This window comes from Azospirillum sp. TSO22-1 (assembly GCF_003116015.1).
Taxonomy (GTDB): Bacteria; Pseudomonadota; Alphaproteobacteria; order Azospirillales; family Azospirillaceae; genus Azospirillum.
In genome coordinates this window covers 42,268-63,131 of record NZ_LGQZ01000079.1, presented here as the reverse complement: position 1 = coordinate 63,131, position 20,864 = coordinate 42,268, and the positions used below count along the sequence as shown (strand labels likewise).

Annotated in this window: 19 protein-coding genes and 1 tRNA gene; 8 read left to right on the top strand and 12 right to left on the bottom strand. The window is 68.4% G+C overall.

All coding sequences use genetic code 11. The annotated features are described in order from the left end of the window. The first annotated feature begins 4 nt into the window (after window positions 1-4). Window positions 5-2,365, top strand: a complete 2,361-nt coding sequence (locus TSO221_RS20695; RefSeq protein ID WP_146208858.1) for a calcium-binding protein — start codon at window positions 5-7, stop codon at window positions 2,363-2,365. Between the two features lie 220 nt (window positions 2,366-2,585). Here TSO221_RS20695 and TSO221_RS20690 read toward each other — a convergent pair. The 10 genes from TSO221_RS20690 to hisG all read right to left on the bottom strand — a co-directional run bounded on the left by TSO221_RS20690 (window position 2,586) and on the right by hisG (window position 9,142). Then, window positions 2,586-2,661 (bottom strand) — tRNA-Phe (locus tag TSO221_RS20690). Between the two features lie 108 nt (window positions 2,662-2,769). Continuing rightward, complete coding sequence (gene yacG, locus TSO221_RS20685) at window positions 2,770-2,949, bottom strand: DNA gyrase inhibitor YacG (protein ID WP_109120413.1); 180 nt, start codon at window positions 2,947-2,949, stop codon at window positions 2,770-2,772. Then, window positions 2,946-4,118 (bottom strand): ribonuclease E/G, encoded by a 1,173-nt coding sequence (locus tag TSO221_RS20680; protein WP_109120412.1) that lies wholly within the window; start codon window positions 4,116-4,118, stop codon window positions 2,946-2,948. The genes yacG and TSO221_RS20680 overlap by 4 nt, the downstream gene beginning before the upstream one ends. Window positions 4,119-4,128: 10 nt before the next feature. Next, on the bottom strand, window positions 4,129-4,725 hold the full coding sequence (locus TSO221_RS20675; protein WP_109120411.1) for a Maf family protein: 597 nt from the start codon (window positions 4,723-4,725) through the stop codon (window positions 4,129-4,131). 25 nt (window positions 4,726-4,750) lie between these two features. Beyond that, complete coding sequence (gene infA / locus TSO221_RS20670) at window positions 4,751-4,969, bottom strand: translation initiation factor IF-1 (protein ID WP_012977999.1); 219 nt, start codon at window positions 4,967-4,969, stop codon at window positions 4,751-4,753. Window positions 4,970-5,094: 125 nt separating this feature from the next. Then, the gene (locus TSO221_RS20665) at window positions 5,095-6,045 is read right to left on the bottom strand and encodes a lytic transglycosylase domain-containing protein (protein ID WP_109120410.1); all 951 of its coding nucleotides are present in this window, start codon (window positions 6,043-6,045) and stop codon (window positions 5,095-5,097) included. Between the two features lie 156 nt (window positions 6,046-6,201). After that, window positions 6,202-6,663 (bottom strand): arsenate reductase ArsC, encoded by a 462-nt coding sequence (locus TSO221_RS20660; protein WP_109120409.1) that lies wholly within the window; start codon window positions 6,661-6,663, stop codon window positions 6,202-6,204. Window positions 6,664-6,679: 16 nt separating this feature from the next. Beyond that, on the bottom strand, window positions 6,680-7,162 hold the full coding sequence (locus tag TSO221_RS20655) for a UPF0262 family protein (RefSeq protein WP_109120408.1): 483 nt from the start codon (window positions 7,160-7,162) through the stop codon (window positions 6,680-6,682). Then, window positions 7,159-8,463, bottom strand: a complete 1,305-nt coding sequence (gene hisD, locus TSO221_RS20650) for a histidinol dehydrogenase (RefSeq protein WP_109120407.1) — start codon at window positions 8,461-8,463, stop codon at window positions 7,159-7,161. Before hisD ends, TSO221_RS20655 begins: the two co-directional genes overlap by 4 nt. Further along, window positions 8,447-9,142 (bottom strand): ATP phosphoribosyltransferase, encoded by a 696-nt coding sequence (gene hisG / locus TSO221_RS20645; protein ID WP_247878155.1) that lies wholly within the window; start codon window positions 9,140-9,142, stop codon window positions 8,447-8,449. Before hisG ends, hisD begins: the two co-directional genes overlap by 17 nt. A 474-nt stretch (window positions 9,143-9,616) precedes the next feature. Between hisG and TSO221_RS20640 the strand changes: the two genes are divergently transcribed. From TSO221_RS20640 to TSO221_RS20620, 5 genes are all read left to right on the top strand, one after another. Then, a complete protein-coding gene (locus tag TSO221_RS20640; RefSeq protein WP_109120405.1) occupies window positions 9,617-9,808 on the top strand; it encodes a hypothetical protein in 192 nt (63 codons plus the stop codon). A 27-nt stretch (window positions 9,809-9,835) separates the two neighbouring features. Beyond that, window positions 9,836-10,609: a MetQ/NlpA family ABC transporter substrate-binding protein gene (locus tag TSO221_RS20635; protein ID WP_109120404.1), complete on the top strand. Its 774-nt coding sequence runs from the start codon at window positions 9,836-9,838 to the stop codon at window positions 10,607-10,609. 106 nt (window positions 10,610-10,715) lie between these two features. Continuing rightward, complete coding sequence (locus tag TSO221_RS20630; RefSeq protein ID WP_109120403.1) at window positions 10,716-11,780, top strand: methionine ABC transporter ATP-binding protein; 1,065 nt, start codon at window positions 10,716-10,718, stop codon at window positions 11,778-11,780. Beyond that, complete coding sequence (locus tag TSO221_RS20625; protein WP_199229552.1) at window positions 11,746-12,414, top strand: methionine ABC transporter permease; 669 nt, start codon at window positions 11,746-11,748, stop codon at window positions 12,412-12,414. The genes TSO221_RS20630 and TSO221_RS20625 overlap by 35 nt, the downstream gene beginning before the upstream one ends. 157 nt (window positions 12,415-12,571) lie before the next feature. After that, a complete protein-coding gene (locus tag TSO221_RS20620) occupies window positions 12,572-13,357 on the top strand; it encodes a MetQ/NlpA family ABC transporter substrate-binding protein (protein WP_109120402.1) in 786 nt (261 codons plus the stop codon). Window positions 13,358-13,489: 132 nt separating this feature from the next. On the opposite strand, the gene TSO221_RS20615 is transcribed toward TSO221_RS20620, so the two are convergent. Further along, on the bottom strand, window positions 13,490-15,802 hold the full coding sequence (locus tag TSO221_RS20615) for an NADP-dependent malic enzyme (RefSeq protein ID WP_109120401.1): 2,313 nt from the start codon (window positions 15,800-15,802) through the stop codon (window positions 13,490-13,492). 180 nt (window positions 15,803-15,982) lie between these two features. Continuing rightward, complete coding sequence (locus TSO221_RS20610; protein ID WP_109120400.1) at window positions 15,983-17,287, bottom strand: dicarboxylate/amino acid:cation symporter; 1,305 nt, start codon at window positions 17,285-17,287, stop codon at window positions 15,983-15,985. 369 nt (window positions 17,288-17,656) lie between these two features. On the opposite strand from TSO221_RS20610, the gene TSO221_RS20605 reads away from it, so the two are divergent. Continuing rightward, complete coding sequence (locus TSO221_RS20605) at window positions 17,657-19,384, top strand: ATP-binding protein (RefSeq protein WP_109120399.1); 1,728 nt, start codon at window positions 17,657-17,659, stop codon at window positions 19,382-19,384. Next, entirely contained in the window at window positions 19,381-20,724 is a 1,344-nt protein-coding gene (locus TSO221_RS20600) for a sigma-54 dependent transcriptional regulator (protein WP_109120398.1), read from the top strand. The genes TSO221_RS20605 and TSO221_RS20600 overlap by 4 nt, the downstream gene beginning before the upstream one ends. Window positions 20,725-20,864: the final 140 nt, after the last annotated feature.

The following is a 20,864-nucleotide window of genomic DNA, read 5'->3' as shown; positions in this document are numbered from 1 at the left end:
CGTCATGAGCACATCGCCCCCTGCCGCCGCCCGTGTGCAGCCGGTCTACGACGACAGTCCGATCCCTTACATCCACTATTTCGACGTGACGTTCGAGACGCTCACCACGTCGCTTACCGAAGGCAGCACCGCCGACGCGGTCAAGGTCACCACCACGTTCGTAAAGACGACGTGGAATAACATCGACGTGTACGATGATTCCGCCCGGACCCTGTCCTTCAGCATGCCGCTGCAGTCTACCGGTCGGGCGGGGGCGGGCGACTTCACCATCGAGGGCGTGACCGACAACGCGTTGACCATAACGGGGGAGAGTGTCCGCACCTTACGGATCACGGCGCTGCAGGACAGCGACGGCAACGAGAGTGGAGAGACGATCCAGCTTTCGGGACGGAGCGGTACGTACAGCCTGAGCAGCACGCTGTATGTGAACCTCACCGTGTCTTCGAGCATGTCGATCAACATCATCGATGCGCCGCCGCTCCCGCCGCCGACGCCCACTCCATCGCCGATCACCACGATTCCCGGCACCGACGGCGCCGAACGCCTGTTCGGCGGCACCTCGGCCGAGATGTTCAGTGCCCTTGGCGGGGATGACACGATCGAGGGCGGTGGCGGCAACGACACCATCGTCGGCGGCAGCGGCAACGACACCGCCATCCTCGGCCGGACTGGAGGCAGCGTAACGCTTCACGGCGTCGAATTCGTAACCGGGGACGCGGGGTACGACGCTGTCTTTCTGGAAGACCCGTCCAACGCGCTGACGATCCTGTCGGGAGTCGAGTTCCTGGCCGGTGACACCGGCGTCGATACGGTCACTCTGGGAACCGGAAACGGATCGATCGTGCTGCGCGGCATCGAGACTTTGGTCGGTTCAACGGGTGGCGACTGGGTCACCATAGCCGACGGCGGCAGCACCATGACGGTGAGTGGCGTCGAGACCTTGCGCGGCGGTGCCGGCGTCGACGTGGTCACCCTGGGCGGCGTCGGCAGCACCCTGATCATGGCGGCTGTCGACGTGCTGACCGGTTCCGCGGGCGGCGATTGGATCACCCTTTCCAATCTGGGCAGCACGATGGTGGTGAGCGGCGTGGAGACGCTGCGCGGCGGCAGCACCGGGGCGGACGTGGTCACCCTGGGCGGCTCGGGTAACACGATCATCGTGGCGGCCATCGACACGCTGAGCGGATCATCTGGCGGCGACTGGGTGATCTTCTCCAACCTCGGTGGCGCCGTGACGGTGAGCGGAGTCGAGACGCTGCGCGGTGGGGCCGGCTTCGACTCGGTTCGACTGGGTGACGGCGGCAACACCCTGATCGTTGGGGGGATCGAGGATCTGACCGGCGGCACCGGGGCGGACGTGGTCACACTGAGCCACATCGGCCATTCCATGACGGTCGCCGCAGTCGAGACCCTGGCCGGCGGCCTGGGGGCCGAATGGATCACCCTTGGAATGGCCGGCAGCACCATCACGGTCGCCGGCGTCGAGACGTTGCGCGGCGGAAACGGTGTGGACGTCGTCACGCTGGGCGGCTCTGGCAACGCGGTCCTGCTGGCGCGCGTGGAAGTGCTGACCGGCTCCGCGGGCGGCGACTGGATCACGCTGACCGATCTCGGCCACACCATGACGATGACTGGCGTAGAAACGTTGCGCGGCGGTTCCGGTATGGACGTCGTCACGCTGGGCGGCCTAGGCAACACGATCATTTTGGCGGCCCTCGAGGCGCTGACCGGCTCGGCCGGGGTGGACGTGGTGACGCTCAGCAACCTCGGTGCCACCATGACGGCGAGCGGCGTCGAGAGTCTGACCGGTGGGGCGGCGGCCGATTCGATCACGGTAAGCGGCGGCAATGTGCGCTTTCAGGGCAACGGCGGGGCCGACACGCTAGCGTTGCAGACCGGGGTCGGGGCTGACCGCATCGTCTTCGCCGGCACAGAGGACGGCGGCGCTCCCAGCGTGACCGCAGGCTTTGATGTGGTGACCGGTTTCCAAGCCGCGGACGACCGCATCGTCGTCACCGGCGCGTTGTGCCTTGCGGCCGACGATGACAGCAACGGCGCTCTGGCCGCCGCGACGCGGACCGCGGGGACGGTCAACCTGCAGAACGATGAACTGGTGGTGCTCACGACGGCCGCGGCGCCGCTTGACAACGGTGACTTCGCCGCCCTACGCGCCGCGCTCGGAGCGATGGCAAAAACGGCGATCGGGGCAGACGCCCTGGTGCTGGCAAGCAACGGCATCAGCACCGGCCTGTATTGGATCGTCGATGGCAACGGCGACGGCACCATCGCTTCTGGCGAGGTGCGATTGCTGGCCAAGTTCTTCGGTTCGCCGGGGCTTGTCGCGGGCAGCTTGGCACTTGAGTGATACATGGTGAGCGCTTGGCGTGCTATTCGCGCCGCGAAGCTGGCCGAGACGCCTCTCCAGAATCAGTGAGAATACATACCAGAGCTAAATGTCATTGGTACCAAAACTATGTGTCGCGCTACAGCCCAGCGAACGCACGCCGAACACATGAGTGTCTAACTTCTGTCTAACGACAGTTTAGACGACTTTAAAAGGGATGGCTAAGCGCTTGAAAAGTAAGTGGTGCCCAGGGACGGAATCGAACCGCCGACACGGGGATTTTCAGTCCCCTGCTCTACCAGCTGAGCTACCTGGGCGCCGTGGCGGTCGTTGCTTCCGGAGATGGTGCTCCGCGTCCCGCCGGGGTGGGGCGCTTATAGGCAAAATCGCGGAGGCTGTCCAGCCCCTAACGCGATGTTTTTTCGCTACTCCTCATCTTTTTTCGGGGAGTCGGGACTCTCCTCGGTCTCCACCCGATAGACGCCGCCCAGCCAGCGCGACAGGTCCACGTCGGCGCAGCGCTTCGAGCAGAACGGACGGTACGCGGCCGCCGTCGGCTTGCCGCAGATCGGGCAGGCCCCGGTGTCGGAAGCGCGCTCTGTCATGGGTTTCCTCCTCGTGAATCGGGGGGCAGCAGGTCGACCAGCGCCGTGCCCCGCCGCGCCCGCGTCATCTCCACCAGTCCCAGCTTGGACAGCCCGTAGACCTGGGTCTGCGCCGGGTCGTCGGCCACCGCCGCCGACAGCGCGGCCAGCAGACGCTCCGCCTCGCCGCGGCCCTTCATGTTGACGAAATCCACCACCACGATGCCGCCGACGTTGCGCAGCCGCAACTGACGGGCAATCTCGCGCGCCGCCTCCAGGTTGGCGTCCAGCGCGTTGCCGCGCTCGCCGGCGTTGACGTCCACCACGGTCAGCGCCTCGGTCCGCTCGATCACCAGCGAGCCGCCGGCCGACAGCGGCACCCGCATGCCAAGCAGCGTATCGATCTCCGAATCGAGGTCGCTCATCTCGAACAAGCCTGGTGTGGCGGTATACGCCTCGACGCGGCCGGCGAGGTCGGGGGCGAACTCGGCGCACCACGCCGCCACGGCATCCGCGAGGTCCTTCCCCTGCGCAGCGATCCGCAACGGGGTGCCGTGCTCGATCAGGGCGCGCTGGGCGGCATCGGGGCCGAGACGCAACAGGGCGGGCGCCGGGCCGGCGGCCTGCGCCTGCACGGCGCGCCACGCCAGCACCAGCGCTTCGGCCTCCTGCGCCAGCAGGTCCGGATCGGTGGTGGCGGCGCCGGAGCGGGCGATCCAGCCCTCACCCAGCACCACGGCCTCCAGCCGCCGCACCAAGTCGGCCTTGGCCGCCCCCTGGGCGAGGCGCTTCGATACCGCGATGCCACGCCCCAGCGGTGCGTGCACCAGGAAGCGGCCGGGCAGCGTGACGTCCATGGTCAGCGTCGGCCCCTTGGCGCCGACCGCGTCGGCCTTCACCTGCACCAATACGGATTGCCCGGTGCGCAGCAGCGTGCCGATGCGCTCGATGCGCCCTTTCGGCCCACGCGCATCGGCGACGCCGAGCAGGCCGGGCTTGCCGGCACCGAGGTCGATGAAGGCGGCATCCAGGCCGGTGGCGATGCGCTCGACCCGGCCCAGGAAAATGGAGCCGAGCAGTGACGGCCTCTCGGCGTTGTCGATGTAAAGGTCGCTGAGCCGGCCGCCGGTCAGCACCGCCGCCCGCGTCAGCGGCCCATCCCGGTCAACCAGGATCTCGCGGGCGCTCATCGCGTCATCCTCAGGGCAGCGGGAAGCCGGCGCCGCGCAGCATGCCGGCCACCTCGAACAGCGGCAGCCCGACGACGTTGGAGTAGGAGCCGCCGATCCACCGCACATACGCCGCCGCCCGCCCCTGGATGGCGTAGCCGCCGGCTTTGCCGTGCCATTCGCCGGAGGCGATGTAGGACTCGGTCTCCTCGTGCGACAGTGGCTTGAAGGTGACGTCGGTGCGGACGAGGCGTTCGATGGGCCGCTCCGCGCCGGGGGCGAGCAGCGCCACGCCGCCCAGCACGCGGTGGCGCCGGCCGCTCAGCAGGCCCAGGCAGGATCGGGCCTGCGACTCGGTCTCGGCCTTGGGGAGGATGCGGCGGCCGCAGGCGACCACGGTGTCGGCGGCCAGCACGACGGCATCGGGATGGCGTTCCGCCACCGCACGCGCCTTGGCCAGCGCCAGGCGGGCGGCGTGCTGCGGCGGCAGTTCGCGGGGAAGCGGCGATTCGTCGATGTCGGCCGGGTCCACCGCGTCGGGGACGAGGCCGAGCTGGCGCAGCAGGTCGAGCCGGCGCGGCGAAGCCGACGCGAGGACGAACCGTTGCGCCGGGCGCTGCACCTGCATGCGAAGAACCCGTGAGCCCGAGGGCTTACTTGAAACGGAAGGTGATCCGACCCTTGGTCAGATCGTAGGGCGTCATCTCCACGTTCACGCGGTCGCCCGCCAGCACGCGGATGCGGTTCTTGCGCATCTTGCCCGAGGTGTGCGCCAGCACTTCGTGGTCGTTGTCCAGCTTCACCCGGAACATCGCGTTCGGCAGCAGTTCGACCACCGTGCCGGAGAACTCGATCAGATCTTCCTTGGCCATATGCCCTTTAGTCCACTTTGGTTTTGCGGCAATAACTGACCCTCCCGGGGCTCCGGGTCAAGGGGGATTACCGCCCGCGCATGCTTGAACTGCGCAGAGAGTGATATTTTGCGCGCGCCGAACCGTCAACCCAGCGGTTCGTCGTCCGGCACCTCGCCCGAATCGGTGGTCCGGAATGAGCCGAGCGGCGAATTGGCGCCGCCGTCGAGCAACTGACGCCGCGCCTCCGGCTGGGTGATGGCGGCGAACATGGCGCGCTGCTGATTCTCCATGCGGTCGGTCAGGCGCGCCACAGTCTCCTGGGCGCTCAGCGCGCGGCCGCTGGCGCGGTCATAGAACAGGTTCTTGTTGGCCTTGGCGGCGCCGGGCAGCAGCTCCGCCGCCTGGGCACCGGGCGACACCTCGGCGGTGCGGATCAGCTTGGCAGCGCCGCCAACGCCCATGACGTAGGCAATGCGGCTCTCGGCCTCGGTCACCGGGCGCTTCAGGCGCTTCTCCAACCGTTCCCGCCCTTCGGACAAATAACGGCCGGCCATGCCGGCGGAGATGTCGACGTCGTGCCGCAGGTCGAGGATCTGCTTGCGCACCGCCGCGCTCTTGACCGACGGGATGCCGTTGCGGCTGTCGATCTGCCGGGCGAGGTCGCCCAGCCCGTAGGCGGAACCGTGCCGGCGGAACAGGTCGAGCCACGTGCGCTCGAGGAACTGGAACGGCCCGGCGGCCGAGCTGGTGCGGTTCTTGGCGGCGGCGTCCAGCCCGCTCTCCTGCGTCGCCTGGGCAAGGATGGCGGCGTAGCTGTGCCCGGACAGACCGGCGACGCTGCGGCTCGCCTGCACGATTCGGCCGGCATCGGCGGTGGAGGTCTCGATGAGCGGAACGGTGGGGCGCATGGTGGAGAGCGTCTGCGCCTTCTGCGCGCCGACGGCCTTCAGGTCGGCCAGCGCGGCCTGGAACGCACCGCTGGACGCGCCGGCGGTGGCCGGCGGCTCCGGCTTGCGCTCGGGAATCGGTGCGACGGTTGGCTGCGCGACCTTCATGCGTTTCCGATGCCGGACGACCGGCACCGCCTGCTCCATGGACCTACCTCCATTGATAGCACGGCTGGTTAACAATGTCCTGATTTCAGCGACGGGCGGGAGCGGCGGGTCACTGCGTTATCACGCGCCAATACCCCCTCCCCCAGCCCCGCCGGGGAGGAAGGGGCTCACGCCGCAGGCGTGGAAAGGTGGGGACTACACCATCGGCCCGCGCTGCGTCGGGAAGCGGTCCTTCACCCGCTCCATCAGGCCGTCGCGCACCTTGCGGTAAGCCTCCAGCATGGCCTCGCGGTTGCCCTCGACCAGGGTGGGGTCGAAGGTGTTCCAGAACTCCACGTCGCAGGCCATGGTGCGGGTCAGCTCCAGGGCGCGGTGGTGCGCCTCCGGCGACAGCGAGATGATCAGGTCGAAGGAGGTGTCCTCCAGCTCCTCGAAGGTCTTCGGGCGGTGCCGGGAGATGTCCATCCCCAGTTCCTCCATCACCACGACGGCGAAGGGGTCCACCTCGTCGGACTCGCGCACGCCGACCGAATCGACGAACAGGCGGTTGCCGTGGAAATGGCGCAGGATGCCGGCCGCCATGGGCGAGCGGATGATGTTGTAGGTGCAGGCGAACAGGACGCTGGTGACCGGGAGGGGCTGGATCGCTGCCGCCATGCCGGAATCCGCCGCCTCAGCCGCGGATGTGGAGGACGCAGATGAGCGTGAACAGCCGGCGCGCGGTCTGAAGGTCCATTTCGACCTTGCCGGCCAGCCGTTCGCGCAGCAGCTCCGAGCCCTCGTTGTGCAGGCCGCGACGGCCCATGTCGATCGCCTCGATCTGCGAGGGCGTCGAACGCTTGATGGCGTTGTAATAGCTCTCGCAGATCAGGAAGTAGTCCTTGACGATGGTGCGGAACGTCGTCAGCGGCAGCGCCACCTTGGACAGCGCCTCATCGTTCTCGCGCCGGATGTCGAAGATCAGGCGGTTGTCCTCGATGGACAGGTGCAGATGGAACGGCCCGTCGTCCATGTGGTCGCACGGGCAGAACTCGTTCTCCTCCAGCAGGTCGAAGATGGCGACCGCGCGCTCGTGCTCGACCTCCGGCTTGCGCCGGACGACGGACTGCTCGTCCAGCGTGACGTGGACGATGCGGCGGTTGGCGCGGGCGTTCACGCGCCGCCCTCCGGCAGGCGCAGCGCCACCGACAGCGCGTGCGCGTCCAGCCCCTCGGCGCGGGCCAGCGTCACCGCGGCCGGGCCGATGGCTTTCAGGCTCTCCGCGTCGCAGCCCACGAAGGTCGTCCGCTTCATGAAGTCGAGCACGTTCAGGCCCGACGAGAAGCGCGCCGTGCGCGAGGTCGGCAGCACGTGGTTCGGCCCGGCGACGTAGTCGCCGATGGCCTCCGGCGTGTGGCGGCCGAGGAAGATGGCGCCGGCGTTGCGGATCGTCGCGGCCAGCGCGTCGGGGTCCTCCACCGCCAGTTCCAGGTGTTCCGGCGCCAGACGGTCGACCAGGGCTGGCGCGTCGGCCGTCAGGTCGCGTACCAGGATCACCGCGCCATGCTCGCGCCAGCTCTCGCCGGCGATGGCGGTGCGCGGCAGCGTCTCCAGGTGCCTGTCCACCGCCGCGCAGACGGCGTCGGCGAAGGCCGCGTCGTCGGTGATGAGGATCGACTGCGCCGAGGTGTCGTGCTCCGCCTGGGACAGCAGGTCCATGGCGACCCAGGCCGGGTCGTTGTGCCGGTCGGCGACCACCAGGATCTCCGACGGGCCGGCGATGGAGTCGATGCCGACCACGCCGTACACCTGCCGCTTGGCCGCCGCCACGAAGGCGTTGCCGGGGCCGACGATCTTGTCCACCGGGGCGATGGTCGCGGTGCCGTAGGCCAAGGCGCCCACCGCCTGGGCGCCGCCCACCCGATAGATCTCGGTCACGCCCGCGCGGCGCGCCGCGGCGAGCACCAGCGGGTTCAGTCGGCCGTCCGGCGTCGGCACCACCATGGCGATGCGCTCGACGCCCGCCACCTTGGCCGGCATGGCGTTCATCAGCACCGAGGACGGGTACGCCGCCGTGCCGCCCGGCACGTACAGCCCGACCGCGCCCACCGGCGTCCAGCGCGCGCCCAGGCGCACCCCGGCGGCATCCTTGTAGTCCAGCGCTTCGGGCTTCTGGTTGCGGTGGAAGGCCTCGATGCGCTCCGCTGCGGTGTCGAGGGCGGCCAGCGTGTCGGCGCCGCACTGCGCCAGCGCCGCCTCGATCTCGTGCGCGCGGACGCGCAGCGTGTCGGCGGTCAGGGTCTGGCGGTCGAAGCGGTTGGTGTACTCGATCAGCGCCGCGTCGCCGCGGGCGCGGACGTCCTCCAGAATGCCGTGCACGATGGCCTGCACGTCTTCCGCCGCCTCGCGCTTGGCGTGCAGCAGGCCCTTGAAGCCGTCCTCGAAGCGGGGATCCGTGGCATCAAGCCTTGCGGGCATCGACGGCCTCCCGGAACTTGTCCATCCACATGGTGATCTCTTCGGGCCGGGTCTTCACGGCGGCGCGGTTGACGATCAGGCGCGAGGTGACGTCGGCGATGTGCTCGACTTCCTTCAGCCCGTTCGCCTTCAGGGTCGAGCCGGTGGAGACCAGGTCGACGATGCGTCGGCACAGTCCCAGCGTCGGCGCCAGTTCCATAGCGCCGTTCAGCTTCACGCACTCCGCCTGCACGCCGCGGGCGGCGAAGTGGCGCTTGGTGACCTCCGGGTACTTGGTGGCGACGCGCACGTGGCTCCAGCGCGAGGGGTCGTCGGTCTCGCTCAGCGCCACCGGCTCGGCCACCGACAGCCGGCACGCGCCGATGCCAAGATCGAGCGGCGCGTAGATCTCCGGATAGTCGAACTCCATCAGCACGTCGTTGCCGGCCACGCCGAGATGCGCCGCGCCGAAGGCGACGAAGGTCGCCACGTCGAACGAGCGCACCCGGATGATGCTGAGATTCGGCACGTTGGTGGCGAAGCGCAGGAGACGGCTGTCCTCGTTGTCGAACTCCGGCTCGGGCACGATGCCGGCATGGGTCAACAGCGGGCGCAACTCCTTCAGGATGCGCCCCTTGGGCAGGGCCAGAACCAGTGCATCATCAGGCGCCGCGGCCTGCGGCGGGGTAACGGCGGACAACGGAACTCTCCTCGGCATATCCGATCGCCGATAGATAGCCACATTCCGCGCCGCCGTCACCTCTTTGCGTGTCCTGCGCGCAGGGGATACCGTTCGCCCAGGGCCGCCCGTCAGACCGGCGAAGCGTATTTACGCATCCGTATTGTTTATAGCGGAATTTCACACAACGCATTCCACAAATCGCTTGACCTATTCCCCGCAAAGGGAGTAGGAAAGTCTCCGGACGCCCACCGTGGGCGCCCCGCGGCAATTTGAAGTCAGCAGCTTGCGCCGCGTCACCAAACGCTAAAGCGCCACGATGCCGGTCGTGGATCCAAGAGGAGAGACCGGAATGACCATGGCCCGCACCGCCGTCCTCCCCGCCCTGCGAACCCTCTGTCGCCGAATGTGTCGCCGCGGCTGACGCCGCCCGCTTTCGCCCACAGACACGGGTCTACCGCGCGCCACGAGCGCGCCCCAGGGGAGTTCTGCACCATGTCCCAGCCGCACGCCTACGCCATCGAAGTCCACGGCCGTTCCGCCGGCATCGTCGTCGCCGAGAACCGCGGATTCACCTTCTTCGCCTCCGACTGGGCCTTCAAGGACCTCGACCGCCGCCGCTTCCGCCACGTCGGCCAGGCCGAACGCGCCGCCGAGCTGCTGCTGCGCGCCCGCCGCGCCTCCTGACTGTAAAATCCAAGGGAACCAAGCACAATGAAGACCCTGCTGACCGCGGCCGTGCTGGCCGCCGGCCTGATCTCGTCCTCCGCTCTCGCCGCCCCGCTGAAGCTCGGCGTTTCCGCCGGCCCGTACGGCGAGATCCTCGACTTCACCGCCAAGCTCGCCGCCAAGGAGGGCCTGGAGGCCAAGGTGATCGAGTTCACCGACTGGAACATGCCGAACGCCGCGCTCCAGGCCGGCGACATCGACGCCAACAACTTCCAGCACCAGCCCTTCCTGGACAACCAGATCAAGCAGCGCGGCTACGACATCGTCTCCGTCGCCAAGAGCGTCGTCGTGCCGATGGGCCTCTACTCCAAGAAGGCCAAGGCGGTCGCGGAGGTGAAGAACGGCGCCACCATCTCCATCCCCAACGACCCGACCAACGCGGCGCGCGCGCTGGTGCTGCTGTCCGACGTCGGGCTGATCACGCTGAAGAGCACCGGCCCGACCACCAGCCTCATCGACATCGCCACCAACCCGAAGAACCTCAAGTTCGCCGAGCTGGACGCCGCGCAGCTGCCGCGCTCGCTGGACGACGTGGACGCCTCGGTCATCACGCTGAACTACGCGGTGCTGGCCGGGCTCGACCCGAAGGCGGCGCTGAAGCTGGAGGACGACCAGTCCAAGTGGCATCTGGTGTGGGCCGTGCGCAAGGACCGGCAGGACGATCCGGCGATCAAGCGGTTTATCGAGCTGTACCGCTCGCCCGAGGTGCGCCAGTTCATCCTGACGCGCTTCAATGGCACAATCGTCCCGACCTGGTAAGCCAGACCGGCGCGGTGCTGGCACCAGATCCTCGCGCAAAGCACTGGTATCACCACCGCGCCGCCTCTAGAAAAGCCCACTCGTTCGCGGGCCAGAGAGCACCGGCATGATCACGCTAGAGCACATCGAGAAGACCTACCCGGCCCGCGGCGGCGGCGGCGCCGTCACCGCGCTGGCCGACACCAGCCTGACCATCGAGAAGGGCGAGATCTTCGGAGTCATCGGCCGCTCGGGCGCCGGCAAGAGCACGCTGCTGCGCACCATCAACCTGTTGGAGACGCCCACCCGGGGCAAGGTGTGGGTGGACGGCGTCGAGATGACGGCGCTGAAGCCGGCGCAGCTGCGCGAGGCGCGGCACTCCATCGGCATGATCTTCCAGCACTTCAACCTGCTGTCCTCGCGCACCGTGTACGACAACGTGGCGCTGCCGCTGGAGCTGGCCGGGGTGCCGAAGGCGCAGATCAGGGAGGCGGTGGAGCCGCTGCTCGACCTCGTCGGCCTGTCCGACAAGCGCGACCGCTACCCGGCGGAGCTGTCGGGCGGCCAGAAGCAGCGCGTCGGCATCGCCCGCGCGCTGGCCTCCAAGCCCAAGGTACTGCTGTCGGACGAGGCGACCTCGGCCCTGGATCCGGAGACCACCGAGCAGATCTTGCACCTGCTGGCCGACATCAACCGCCGCCTCGGCCTGACCATCGTGCTGATCACGCACGAGATCGGGGTGATCAAGGAAATCTGCCACAAGGTGGCGGTGCTGGACGACGGGCGGGTGATCGAGAGCGGGCCGGTGTTCGACATCTTCGCGCACCCGCAGAGCGAGGTGACGCGCAGCTTCGTCGATCCGGTCATCAACCGCGGCCTGCCGGACAGCCTGAAGGACCGCCTGATACCGCAACCGGCGGCGGAGAGCAACCCCGTCCTGCGCATCACCTTCACCGGCGAGCGCGCGACCTCCCCGGTCATCAGCCTGCTGAGCCGCAAGTTCAACATCGACCTGAACATCTGGCACGGCCAGATCGACGAGATCCAGGGCGCGCCGTTCGGCACGCTGGTGGTCGAGGTCGTCGGGCCGCCGAACGCCATCGAGGCGGCGGTCAGCCTGCTCAAAGTCAACAATCTCGGAGTCGAGGTGCTCGGCCATGCTGTCCCCGGAAATCATCGCGTTGCTGTTTAAGGCGACGCTCGACACGCTGCACATGGTGGCGGTGTCGGGGTTGCTGGGCACGCTGATCGGCCTGCCCATCGGCGTGGCCCTGGCCGTCACCGGCAAGGGCGAGCTGCTGCAGAGCCTGACCTTCAACCGCGTCTTCGGCGCGGTGGTGAACGTCACGCGTTCGACGCCCTTCATCATCCTGGTGGTGGCGATCATCCCGTTCACCCGGCTGATCGCCGGCACCTCCATCGGCACCTCAGCGGCCATCGTGCCGCTGACCGTCGCCGCCATCCCCTTCATCGCCCGCATCGTCGAGGGCTCGGTGCGCGAGGTCGACCGCGGCCTGATCGAGGCGGCCCAGGCCATGGGCGCCACGCCGTTCCAGATCATCCGCAAGGTCCTGCTGCCCGAGGCGCTGTCGTCGATCACGCTGGGCCTGACGCTGGCGGCGGTGAGCCTGATCGGCTATTCGGCCATGGTCGGCGCGGTGGGCGGCGGCGGGCTGGGCGATCTGGGCATCCGCTACGGCTACCAGCGCTTCCTGCCGGAGGTGATGCTGGCGGTGGTCGTGGTACTGGTGGTGCTGGTGCAGATCGTCCAGTCGGCCGGCGACCTGCTGGCCCGCCGCTTCAACAAGCGGAACCTGAAAGCCTGATTCCCACCCGTTCTTTCACCGTCATCCCCGCGAAGGCGGGGATCCATGCTCCGCAGCGCGTCCCCTCATCGGGAACATGGATCCCCGCCTTCGCGGGGATGACGGCCGAAGAAGGGGCGGGACCAACAAGAAACTGTAAACGCAAGGAGTGAGAGACATGTTGCGCACCCGCCTGCTCGCCGCCGTGTTCGGCGCCGCGGCCCTCGTGGCCGGTTCGGCGTCGGCCGAAACCATCAAGGTCGGCGTCTCCGCCGGCCCGCACGCCCAGATCCTGGAGCAGGTGAAGCCCATCGCCGCCAAGCAGGGGCTGGAGATCCAGATCATCGAGTTCACCGACTACGTGATCCCGAACCAGGCGCTGTCGCAGGGCGACCTGCAGGCCAACTCGTTCCAGCACGAGCCGTACCTGGACAACCAGGTGAAGGATCGCGGCTACGAGATCGTCAATGTCGGCAAGACGGTGGTCTTCCCGATGGGCATCTACTCGAAGAAGGTGAAGGCGCTGGGCGAGCTGAAGGACGGCGCCAAGATCGCCGTGCCGAACGACCCGACCAACGGCGGCCGCGCCCTGCTGTTGCTGCAGGCGCAGGGGCTGATCAAGCTGCGCGACGGCGCCGGGCTGAAGGCCTCTCCGGTGGACGTCAAGGAGAACCCGAAGAAGCTCCAGCTCCTCGAGTTGGACGCGGCGCAGCTGCCGCGCTCACTGGACGACGTGGACGCCGCGGCGGTGAACACCAACTACGCCATCGAGGCCGGCCTGGATCCCAACAAGGACACCATCGCCAAGGAAAGCGCCGAGAGCCCCTACACCAACATCATCGCCGTGCGGAAGGCAGACAAGGACAAGCCGTGGGTCGCCACGCTGGTCAACTCCTACCACACGCCCGAGGTGAAGCAGTTCGTCCTCGACAAGTTCAAGGGCGCCGTGGTCGCGGGGTGGTGAGAGCGTAATAGTCCCTCCCCCAGCCCCGCTGGGGGAGGTTAGGAGGGGGCAGCGGCCTTTTGGAACGGCCGCCCCTCCCTTCCCGCTTCGCGGGCCCCTTCCCTCCCCCGCCGGAGGCAGGGGAGGGTGTCATCACTCCGCCACCATCGCCGGCGGGCTCGGGGCGGCGTTGACCGGGGCGGCGAGCTGGGCGTCCACCACGGCGATCGCCGTCATGTTGAGCAGCCCGCGCACGGTGATCGACGGCGTCACGATGTGCACCGGGCGCGCGGCGCCCAGCAGCATCGGCCCGACGTTCTGCGCGTCGCCCAGGATCTTCAGCATGTTGAAGGCGATGTTGGCGGCGTCCAGCGTCGGCATCACCAGCAGGTTCGCCTCGCCCTTCAGCCGCGAGTCGGGCAACACACCCTTGCGGATCGCCTCCGACAGCGCAGCGTCGGCGTGCATCTCGCCGTCCACCTCCAGGTCCGGCATCTCGCGCTCGATCAGCTGGTAGGCCAGCCGCATCTTGCGCGCGCTCGGCGTGTCGGCGCTGCCGAAGTTGGAGTGCGAGAGCAGCGCCACCTTCGGCTCGATGCCGAAGCGCCGCACCTCCTCCGCCGCCAGCCGCGCGATCTCCGCCACCTGCTCGGCGCTGGGGTCGGGGTTCACGTAGGTGTCGCAGAGGAAGTAGGTGCCCTTGGTCAGGATCAGCAGGTTCATGGTCGCGCCGACGTTCACGCCCTTGCGCAGGCCGATCACGTCCATGATGTGCTGGTAGTACTCGTTGTAGCGCCCCGACGTGCCGCAGATCAGCGCGTCCGCCTCGCCGCGCTTGACCATCAGCGCGCCGAACACCGCCGGCTGGGTGCGCACCACGTTCATGGCGTGCGCCGGCGACACGCCGCGCCGGCCCATCATCTTCCGGTAGATCTCGGCGTAGTTGTGGTAGCGCAGGTCGCGGAGGACCTCGATGACCTCGACGTTCACGCCCGGCTTCAGGCGCAGGCCCAGTTCCTTGATGCTGCGCTCGATCGCCTCGAGCCGGCCGAGCAGGACCGGCTGCGCGATGCCCTCGTCCACCGCGCTCTGCGCGGCGCGCAGCACGCGCTGGTCCTCGCCTTCGGCGTAGACGACGCGCTTGGGCGCCTGCTTGGCGCGGTCCATCATCGGCTTCATGACGAGGCCGGAGCGGAACACGTACTGGCCCAGCTGGTCACGGTAGGCGCGGAAGTCGGCGATGGGGCGCGTCGCCACGCCGGTTTCCATGGCGGCCCTGGCGACCGCCGAGGAGATCTCGATGATCAGGCGCGGGTCGAACGGCTTGGGCAGGATGTAGTCGGGGCCGAAGCGCAGCTCCTCGCCGAGGTAGGCGGCGGCCACCACGTCCGACGGCTCGGCCTGCGCCAGCCCGGCCATGGCGTGGGTGGCGGCGATCTTCATCTCCTCGTTGATGGTCGTCGCGCCGACGTCGAGCGCGCCGCGGAAGATGAAGGGGAAGCAGAGGACGTTGTTGACCTGGTTCGGGAAGTCCGAGCGCCCGGTGGCGATGATGGCGTCCGGCCGCGCTTGGCGCGCGAGGTCCGGCATGATCTCCGGCTCGGGGTTGGCCAGCGCCATGATGACCGGCTTGTCGGCCATGCGCTTGAGCATATCCGGCGTCAGCACCCGCGGGCCGGACAGACCGAGGAACAGGTCGGCGCCGTCGATCACCTCGTCCAGCGTGCGCTTGTCGGTCTCCTGCGCGTAGGCGTCCTTGAAGGGGTTCATCTCCTCGTTGCGGCCCTTGTGCACCAGGCCGACCTTATCGACAAGCCAGACGTTCTCGCGCTTCAGGCCCAGGCTGACCATCAGGTCCAGGCATGCGATGCCGGCGGCGCCGCCGCCGGTGGAGACCACCTTGATCTTGGAGATGTCCTTGCCGACCAGCTTCAGGCCGTTCAGCACGGCCGCCCCCACCACGATGGCGGTGCCGTGCTGGTCGTCGTGGAAGACCGGGATCTTCATGCGCTCGCGGCAGCGGCGCTCCACCTCGAAGCAGGCGGGGGCGGCGATGTCCTCGAGGTTGATGGCGCCGAAGGTCGGCTCCATCCGGCAGATGGTGTCGACCAGCCCGTCGACGTCCAGCTCATTCAGCTCGATGTCGAAGCAGTCGATGCCCGCGAACTTCTTGAAGAGGACGGCCTTGCCCTCCATCACCGGCTTGGCCGCCATCGGGCCGATGTTGCCCAGGCCCAGCACCGCGGTGCCGTTGGTCACCACCGCCACGAGATTGGCGCGGGTGGTCAGCTCAGCCGACAGCGATGGGTCGCCGTGGATCGCCATGCACGCGGCGGCCACGCCCGGCGAATAGGCCAGCGCCAGGTCGCGCTGGTTCGCCATCGCCTTGGTGGCGACAATCTCCAGCTTACCCGGCTTCGGCTTGCGGTGGTATTCGAGCGCCAAGGAATCGAGGTCGCTGGACATTCTGGGCTCCCAGTTAACTTGTTTTCAGTTAATCTTTGCGTGCGTCTGACCGGACCCGGTTATACCGCATCCTCCCGGACGCACAAGGTAGCGTCTGCGGCGCGGGCGGTAAAGGAAACAGGGGCGGCTCTCGCCGCCCCTGTCCCGTTTCAACAACCCGATCCAGCGATGGTGCCGCCATCAGATCTTGGCGATGGCCGGCTCGCGGAAGAAGTGCTGGTACTCGGCCACGGCCTTGCTCTCGTCGAACTCGCCTTCCATCTTGGCGACCACGACGGTGGCGACGCCGTTGCCGATCAGGTTGGTGATGGCGCGGGCCTCGGACATGAAGCGGTCCACGCCCAGCAGCAGGGCCAGCCCCTCGATCGGCAGCACGCCGGTGGCCGACAGGGTGGCCGCCAGGGTGACGAAGCCGCCGCCGGTGACCGCGGCCGCACCCTTCGAGGTCAGCATCAGGACCAGCAGGATGTAGAGCTGCTGCCACACCGTCAGATCGACGTTGAACGCCTGGGCGATGAAGATCGCCGCCATCGACAGGTAGATCGAGGTGCCGTCCAGGTTGAACGAGTAGCCGGTCGGGATGACGAGGCCCACCACGTGCTTGGAGCAGCCGAACTTCTGCATCTTCTCCATCATGCGCGGCAGCACCGATTCCGACGACGAGGTGCCGAGCACGATCAGCAGCTCCTGCTTGATGAAGCGCAGGAAGCGCAACAGGCTGAAGCCGTACATGCGGGCGATGGAGCCCAGCACGACGAACACGAAGACCGCCATGGTGATGTAGACCGACGCCATCAGCTGGCCCAGCGCGAACAGCGAGCCGACGCCGTACTTGCCGATGGTGAAGGACATGGCGCCGAACGCACCCAGCGGGGCGACGCGCATCAGGATGCCGATGACGCCGAACAGCGCGTGGGCGACCTTGTCGAAGATGTCCTCGACCAGCTTGCCCTTCTGGCCCATGGCGGCCAGCGCCACGCCGAAGATCACCGCGAAGAACAGGATCTGCAGCATCTCGCCCTTGGCGAACGCCTCGACGACGTTCTCCGGCACGATGTTCAGGAAGAAGTCGACCGAGCTCTGCGACTTCGCCGCGGTGGCGTACTTGGCGACCGCGTCGACCTTCAGCTGGCCCGGCTGGATGTTCATGCCGCCGCCCGGACGCACCAGGTTGACGACGATCAGGCCGATGCCCAGCGCGAAGGTGGTGACGATCTCGAAGTACAGGATCGCCTTGCCGCCGACCTTGCCGACCTTCTTCATGTCGCCGATCGACGAGATGCCGGTCACCACGGTCAGGAACACGATCGGGCCGATGACCATCTTGATCATCTTGATGAAGACGTCGCCCAACGGCTTCATCTCCACCGCCACCGACGGGTAGAAGTGGCCGAGCAGGATGCCGATGGTGATGGCCGTCAGGACCTGGACGGTCAGGTTCGTGTAGAACGGCTTCTTCTGAGCCGGGTGGCCGGAGTGCGGCATGCGTGGTCTCCTTGGCGTTTCCCTAGGTCGCGTCGCGGCTGAGTGCGGCGCCTCTTGGTCTGCCCTCCTCTTAGGCAAGCCGCGTGCCAGACGCGTACCTGTTGACTCCCCTGGATTTCCCGGTTCCCGAGGGGCGGAAATCCGCACAAACCTGCACGGACGGGTGTGCGGATTTCCGCACACGCATGCCGGTCGTTTCTGCAACGCAGCAAAAGATGGAAGATGATGAACTTCGCAGCGCAACGACGCGACATTCCGTAAGCCGGGCCGCAAGACTCGGAAATCCCGTAGAGCGCCCGAAAAAGAGACCTTGCCGACACAGCCCGCCCGGCGCAGAACCCTTGGGATGACCACGCCCGTCAAAGTCCCATGAACCCGCCCGGCCGCATGCGCCTCCTGGCGCTGCTCGTCCTCATCCTCGGCGCGCCCCTGGCCGCGGCGGTGGCGGCGGCGTGGGGCGAGCAGGTCGCCCGCCAGAGCCTGCGCGAGGAGGGGCACGCCCAGCTCGCCCTGTTCAGCGCCAACCTGCGCACCGAGCTGGAAAAGCACCGCGCCGTGCCCTTCGTCATGGTGCACGACCGCGGCGTCGTCGAGTTGCTGGCCGACCCGCAGCCCGACGCGCGGATCGCCATGAACCGCAAGCTGGAGGCCATCGCCGACGCGCTGCCGGCCTCGGCGCTGTACCTGATGGACGCCCAGGGCAACACGCTGGCGTCGAGCAACTGGAACCGCCCCGACAGCTTCGTCGGCCAGAACTTCGCCTTCCGCCCCTATTTCCAGAACGCCATCGCCCGCGGCGAGGGGCACCATTTCGCGCTGGGCACCACCTCGCTGGTGCCGGGCTATTACACCGCCCACCGGGTGGTGGCGGAAAACCGCACACTGGGTGTGCTCGTCCTCAAGGTGGCCTTCAACGCCCTGGAGGCCGGCTGGCGCGAGGCGACGCCACGCGTCGCCGTCACCGACCGCGACGGGCTGGTCTTCATCACCAACGTCGATTCCTGGCGCTTCCACAGCCTGCCGGCCGAGCATCCCGACGCCCCCGGCACCATGCCCGGCATCGACCCCCTGCCCTGGCGGCTCGACCCGCACGGCGGCGAGGTGGTGACGGTGGAGGAGAACCGGCAGCGCCGCTCCTACCTGACGGCCTCCATGGCATTGCCCGACGGCGACTGGACGCTGCACCTGCTGACCAAGCTCGAGCCCGCCTACGCCCGCGCCCGGCAGGCGGCGCTGCTGGCGGCCGGCGCGGTGGCGCTGCTGGTGATGGGCGGCCTGCTGATCGCCCAGCGCCGCCACGCCATGCAGGAGCGCCTCGCCATCCAGGAGGAGGCGCGCGCCGAGCTGGAGCGCCGCGTCGCCGACGCCACCGCCGAGCTGCGCGCCCGCGAGAACGAGCTGGTGCAGGCGGCGAAGCTGGCGGCGCTCGGCCAGATGTCGGCGGGCATCGCGCACGAGATCAACCAGCCCCTGGCCGCCATCCGCACCTTCACCGACAACGCCACCGTGCTGCTGGAGCGCGGCAAGGCCGAGATGGTGCGCGACAACCTTTTGGAGATCGCCAGCCTGACCGACCGCATGGCCGCCATCACCCGCCACCTCAAGGGCTTCGCCCGCCGCGCGTCCGGCCGGCAGAGCGCGGTGGACGTGGTCTCCGCCGTGCACCAGGCGCTGGCGCTGCTGGAGGCGCGGCGGCGGCGCGACGACGTCACCGTGGCCCTCGACCTGCCCGGCGAGCCGGTGTGGGTGAACGGCGAGGACGTGCGCCTGCAGCAGGTGCTGGTCAACCTGTTCACCAACGCCGGCGATGCCATGCGCGGCCGGCCGGAGCGGACCCTCCACCTGAGCCTGCGGACGGACGACGGCTGCGCCGTGCTGACGGTGCGCGACACCGGCGCCGGCATCGCCCCCGACGACCTCGGCCGCATGTTCGTGCCGTTCTTCACCACCAAGGAGGCCGGCGAAGGGCTGGGCCTCGGCCTGTCGATCTCGCACGGCATCGTCCGCGACTTCGGCGGCACCATCACCGCGGCGAACCATCCCGACGGCGGCGCCTGTTTCACCCTGACCCTCAAGCGCACGGAGGCCCCCGCATGACCGAGAGCGGCGCGGTGCTGTTCATCGACGACGAGCGGCCGATCCGCATGGCCGGCTGCCAGGCGCTTGACCTCGCCGGCTTCGAGGTGACGCCGTGCGAGAGCGCCGAGCAGGGCCTGCGGCACGTCACCCGCGACTGGCCGGGCTGCGTCATCAGCGACGTGCGCATGCCGCGCATGGATGGCATGGAGCTGCTGCAGAAGATCCACGGCATCGACCCGGATATTCCGGTGATCCTGATCACCGGGCATGGCGACGTGCCGATGGCGGTGCAGGCGATGCGCGACGGCGCCTACGACTTCGTCGAGAAGCCCTTCGCCACCGACCGTCTGGTCGAGATCGCCCGGCGCGCCGCCGACCGCCGCCGCCTCGTGCTGGAGAACCGGCGGCTGCGCGCCGAGCTGTCGGAGAAGTCCGGCGAGGCCTATCCCATCATCGGCCGCACGCCGGGGATCGAGCGGCTGCGCACCACCATCACCGCGGTGGCCGGCACCAGCGCCGACGTGCTGGTGCTGGGCGAGACCGGCACCGGCAAGGAGCTGGTCGCCCGCAACCTGCACGCCCAGAGCCCGCGCGCGAAGAATCCGTTCGTGGCGCTGAACTGCGGCGCCATGCCGGAGTCCATCATCGAGAGCGAGCTGTTCGGCCACGAGCCCGGCGCCTTCACCGGCGCCCTCAAACGCCGGGTGGGGCGCATCGAGCACGCCAGCAAGGGCACGCTGTTCCTCGACGAGATCGAGAGCATGCCGATGTCGCTCCAGGTGCGGATGCTGCGCGTGCTGCAGGAGCGGGTGGTGGAGCCTCTGGGCGGCAACGACATCGTGCCGGTCGACCTGCGCGTGGTCGCCGCCACCAAGGTGGACCTGCGCAAGGCCGCCGACGAGCGGACCTTCCGCGAGGATCTGTATTACCGCCTGAACGTGGTGGTGATCACCATCCCGCCGCTGCGCGACCGCCGCGACGACATCCCGCTGCTGTTCCAGCACTTCGTCATGCAGGCCGCCCAGCGCTACGGCCGCGAGGCGCCGCACCTGACGGCGGCGCAGACGCACCGCCTGATGACGCACGACTGGCCCGGCAACGTCCGCGAGCTGCGCAACGCCGCCGACCGCTTCGTCCTGGGCATCGACGAGGCGCTGGCGGCCTCGGCCCCGGCGGCGGGCGGCGCCCTGTCGCTGGCCGAGCAGGTCGACCTGTTCGAGAAGAGCGTCATCGAAACCGAGCTGGCCCGCCACAAGGGCAGCATCAAGGCGACCGTGGAGGCGCTGGGGATTCCGCGGAAGACCTTCTACGACAAGCTGAAACGCTATGGGCTGAGCCGCGAGGACTTCGTGGAGTAGCGGGAAGGGTCTTTACCCCCCACTGTTCCGCGCGCTGGTTTGCCACACCTGTACCGCCGGGTGTATCCTGCCACCCGCTCGCCTGAGCCCCTGTGCCCCGTCGACACCATTCTGTTGCAAGCGGATATTCCCTGAGCGAG

Excerpts from the sequence above, each read along its gene's own strand:
- TSO221_RS20695 (WP_146208858.1), top strand. The coding sequence starts at position 5 with ATGAGCACATCGCCCCCTGCCGCCGCCCGTGTGCAGCCGGTCTACGAC.
- TSO221_RS20640 (WP_109120405.1), top strand. The coding sequence starts at position 9,617 with ATGTCCCAGCCGCACGCCTACGCCATCGAAGTCCACGGCCGTTCCGCC.
- TSO221_RS20665 (WP_109120410.1), bottom strand. The coding sequence starts at position 6,045 with ATGGAGCAGGCGGTGCCGGTCGTCCGGCATCGGAAACGCATGAAGGTC.
- TSO221_RS20620 (WP_109120402.1), top strand. The coding sequence starts at position 12,572 with ATGTTGCGCACCCGCCTGCTCGCCGCCGTGTTCGGCGCCGCGGCCCTC.
- TSO221_RS20625 (WP_199229552.1), top strand. The coding sequence starts at position 11,746 with ATGCTGTCCCCGGAAATCATCGCGTTGCTGTTTAAGGCGACGCTCGAC.
- infA (WP_012977999.1), bottom strand. The coding sequence starts at position 4,969 with ATGGCCAAGGAAGATCTGATCGAGTTCTCCGGCACGGTGGTCGAACTG.
- TSO221_RS20610 (WP_109120400.1), bottom strand. The coding sequence starts at position 17,287 with ATGCCGCACTCCGGCCACCCGGCTCAGAAGAAGCCGTTCTACACGAAC.
- yacG (WP_109120413.1), bottom strand. The coding sequence starts at position 2,949 with ATGACAGAGCGCGCTTCCGACACCGGGGCCTGCCCGATCTGCGGCAAG.
- TSO221_RS20680 (WP_109120412.1), bottom strand. The coding sequence starts at position 4,118 with ATGAGCGCCCGCGAGATCCTGGTTGACCGGGATGGGCCGCTGACGCGG.
- TSO221_RS20605 (WP_109120399.1), top strand. The coding sequence starts at position 17,657 with ATGAACCCGCCCGGCCGCATGCGCCTCCTGGCGCTGCTCGTCCTCATC.
- TSO221_RS20675 (WP_109120411.1), bottom strand. The coding sequence starts at position 4,725 with ATGCAGGTGCAGCGCCCGGCGCAACGGTTCGTCCTCGCGTCGGCTTCG.
- hisD (WP_109120407.1), bottom strand. The coding sequence starts at position 8,463 with ATGCCCGCAAGGCTTGATGCCACGGATCCCCGCTTCGAGGACGGCTTC.
- TSO221_RS20635 (WP_109120404.1), top strand. The coding sequence starts at position 9,836 with ATGAAGACCCTGCTGACCGCGGCCGTGCTGGCCGCCGGCCTGATCTCG.
- TSO221_RS20660 (WP_109120409.1), bottom strand. The coding sequence starts at position 6,663 with ATGGCGGCAGCGATCCAGCCCCTCCCGGTCACCAGCGTCCTGTTCGCC.
- TSO221_RS20630 (WP_109120403.1), top strand. The coding sequence starts at position 10,716 with ATGATCACGCTAGAGCACATCGAGAAGACCTACCCGGCCCGCGGCGGC.
- TSO221_RS20600 (WP_109120398.1), top strand. The coding sequence starts at position 19,381 with ATGACCGAGAGCGGCGCGGTGCTGTTCATCGACGACGAGCGGCCGATC.
- TSO221_RS20615 (WP_109120401.1), bottom strand. The coding sequence starts at position 15,802 with ATGTCCAGCGACCTCGATTCCTTGGCGCTCGAATACCACCGCAAGCCG.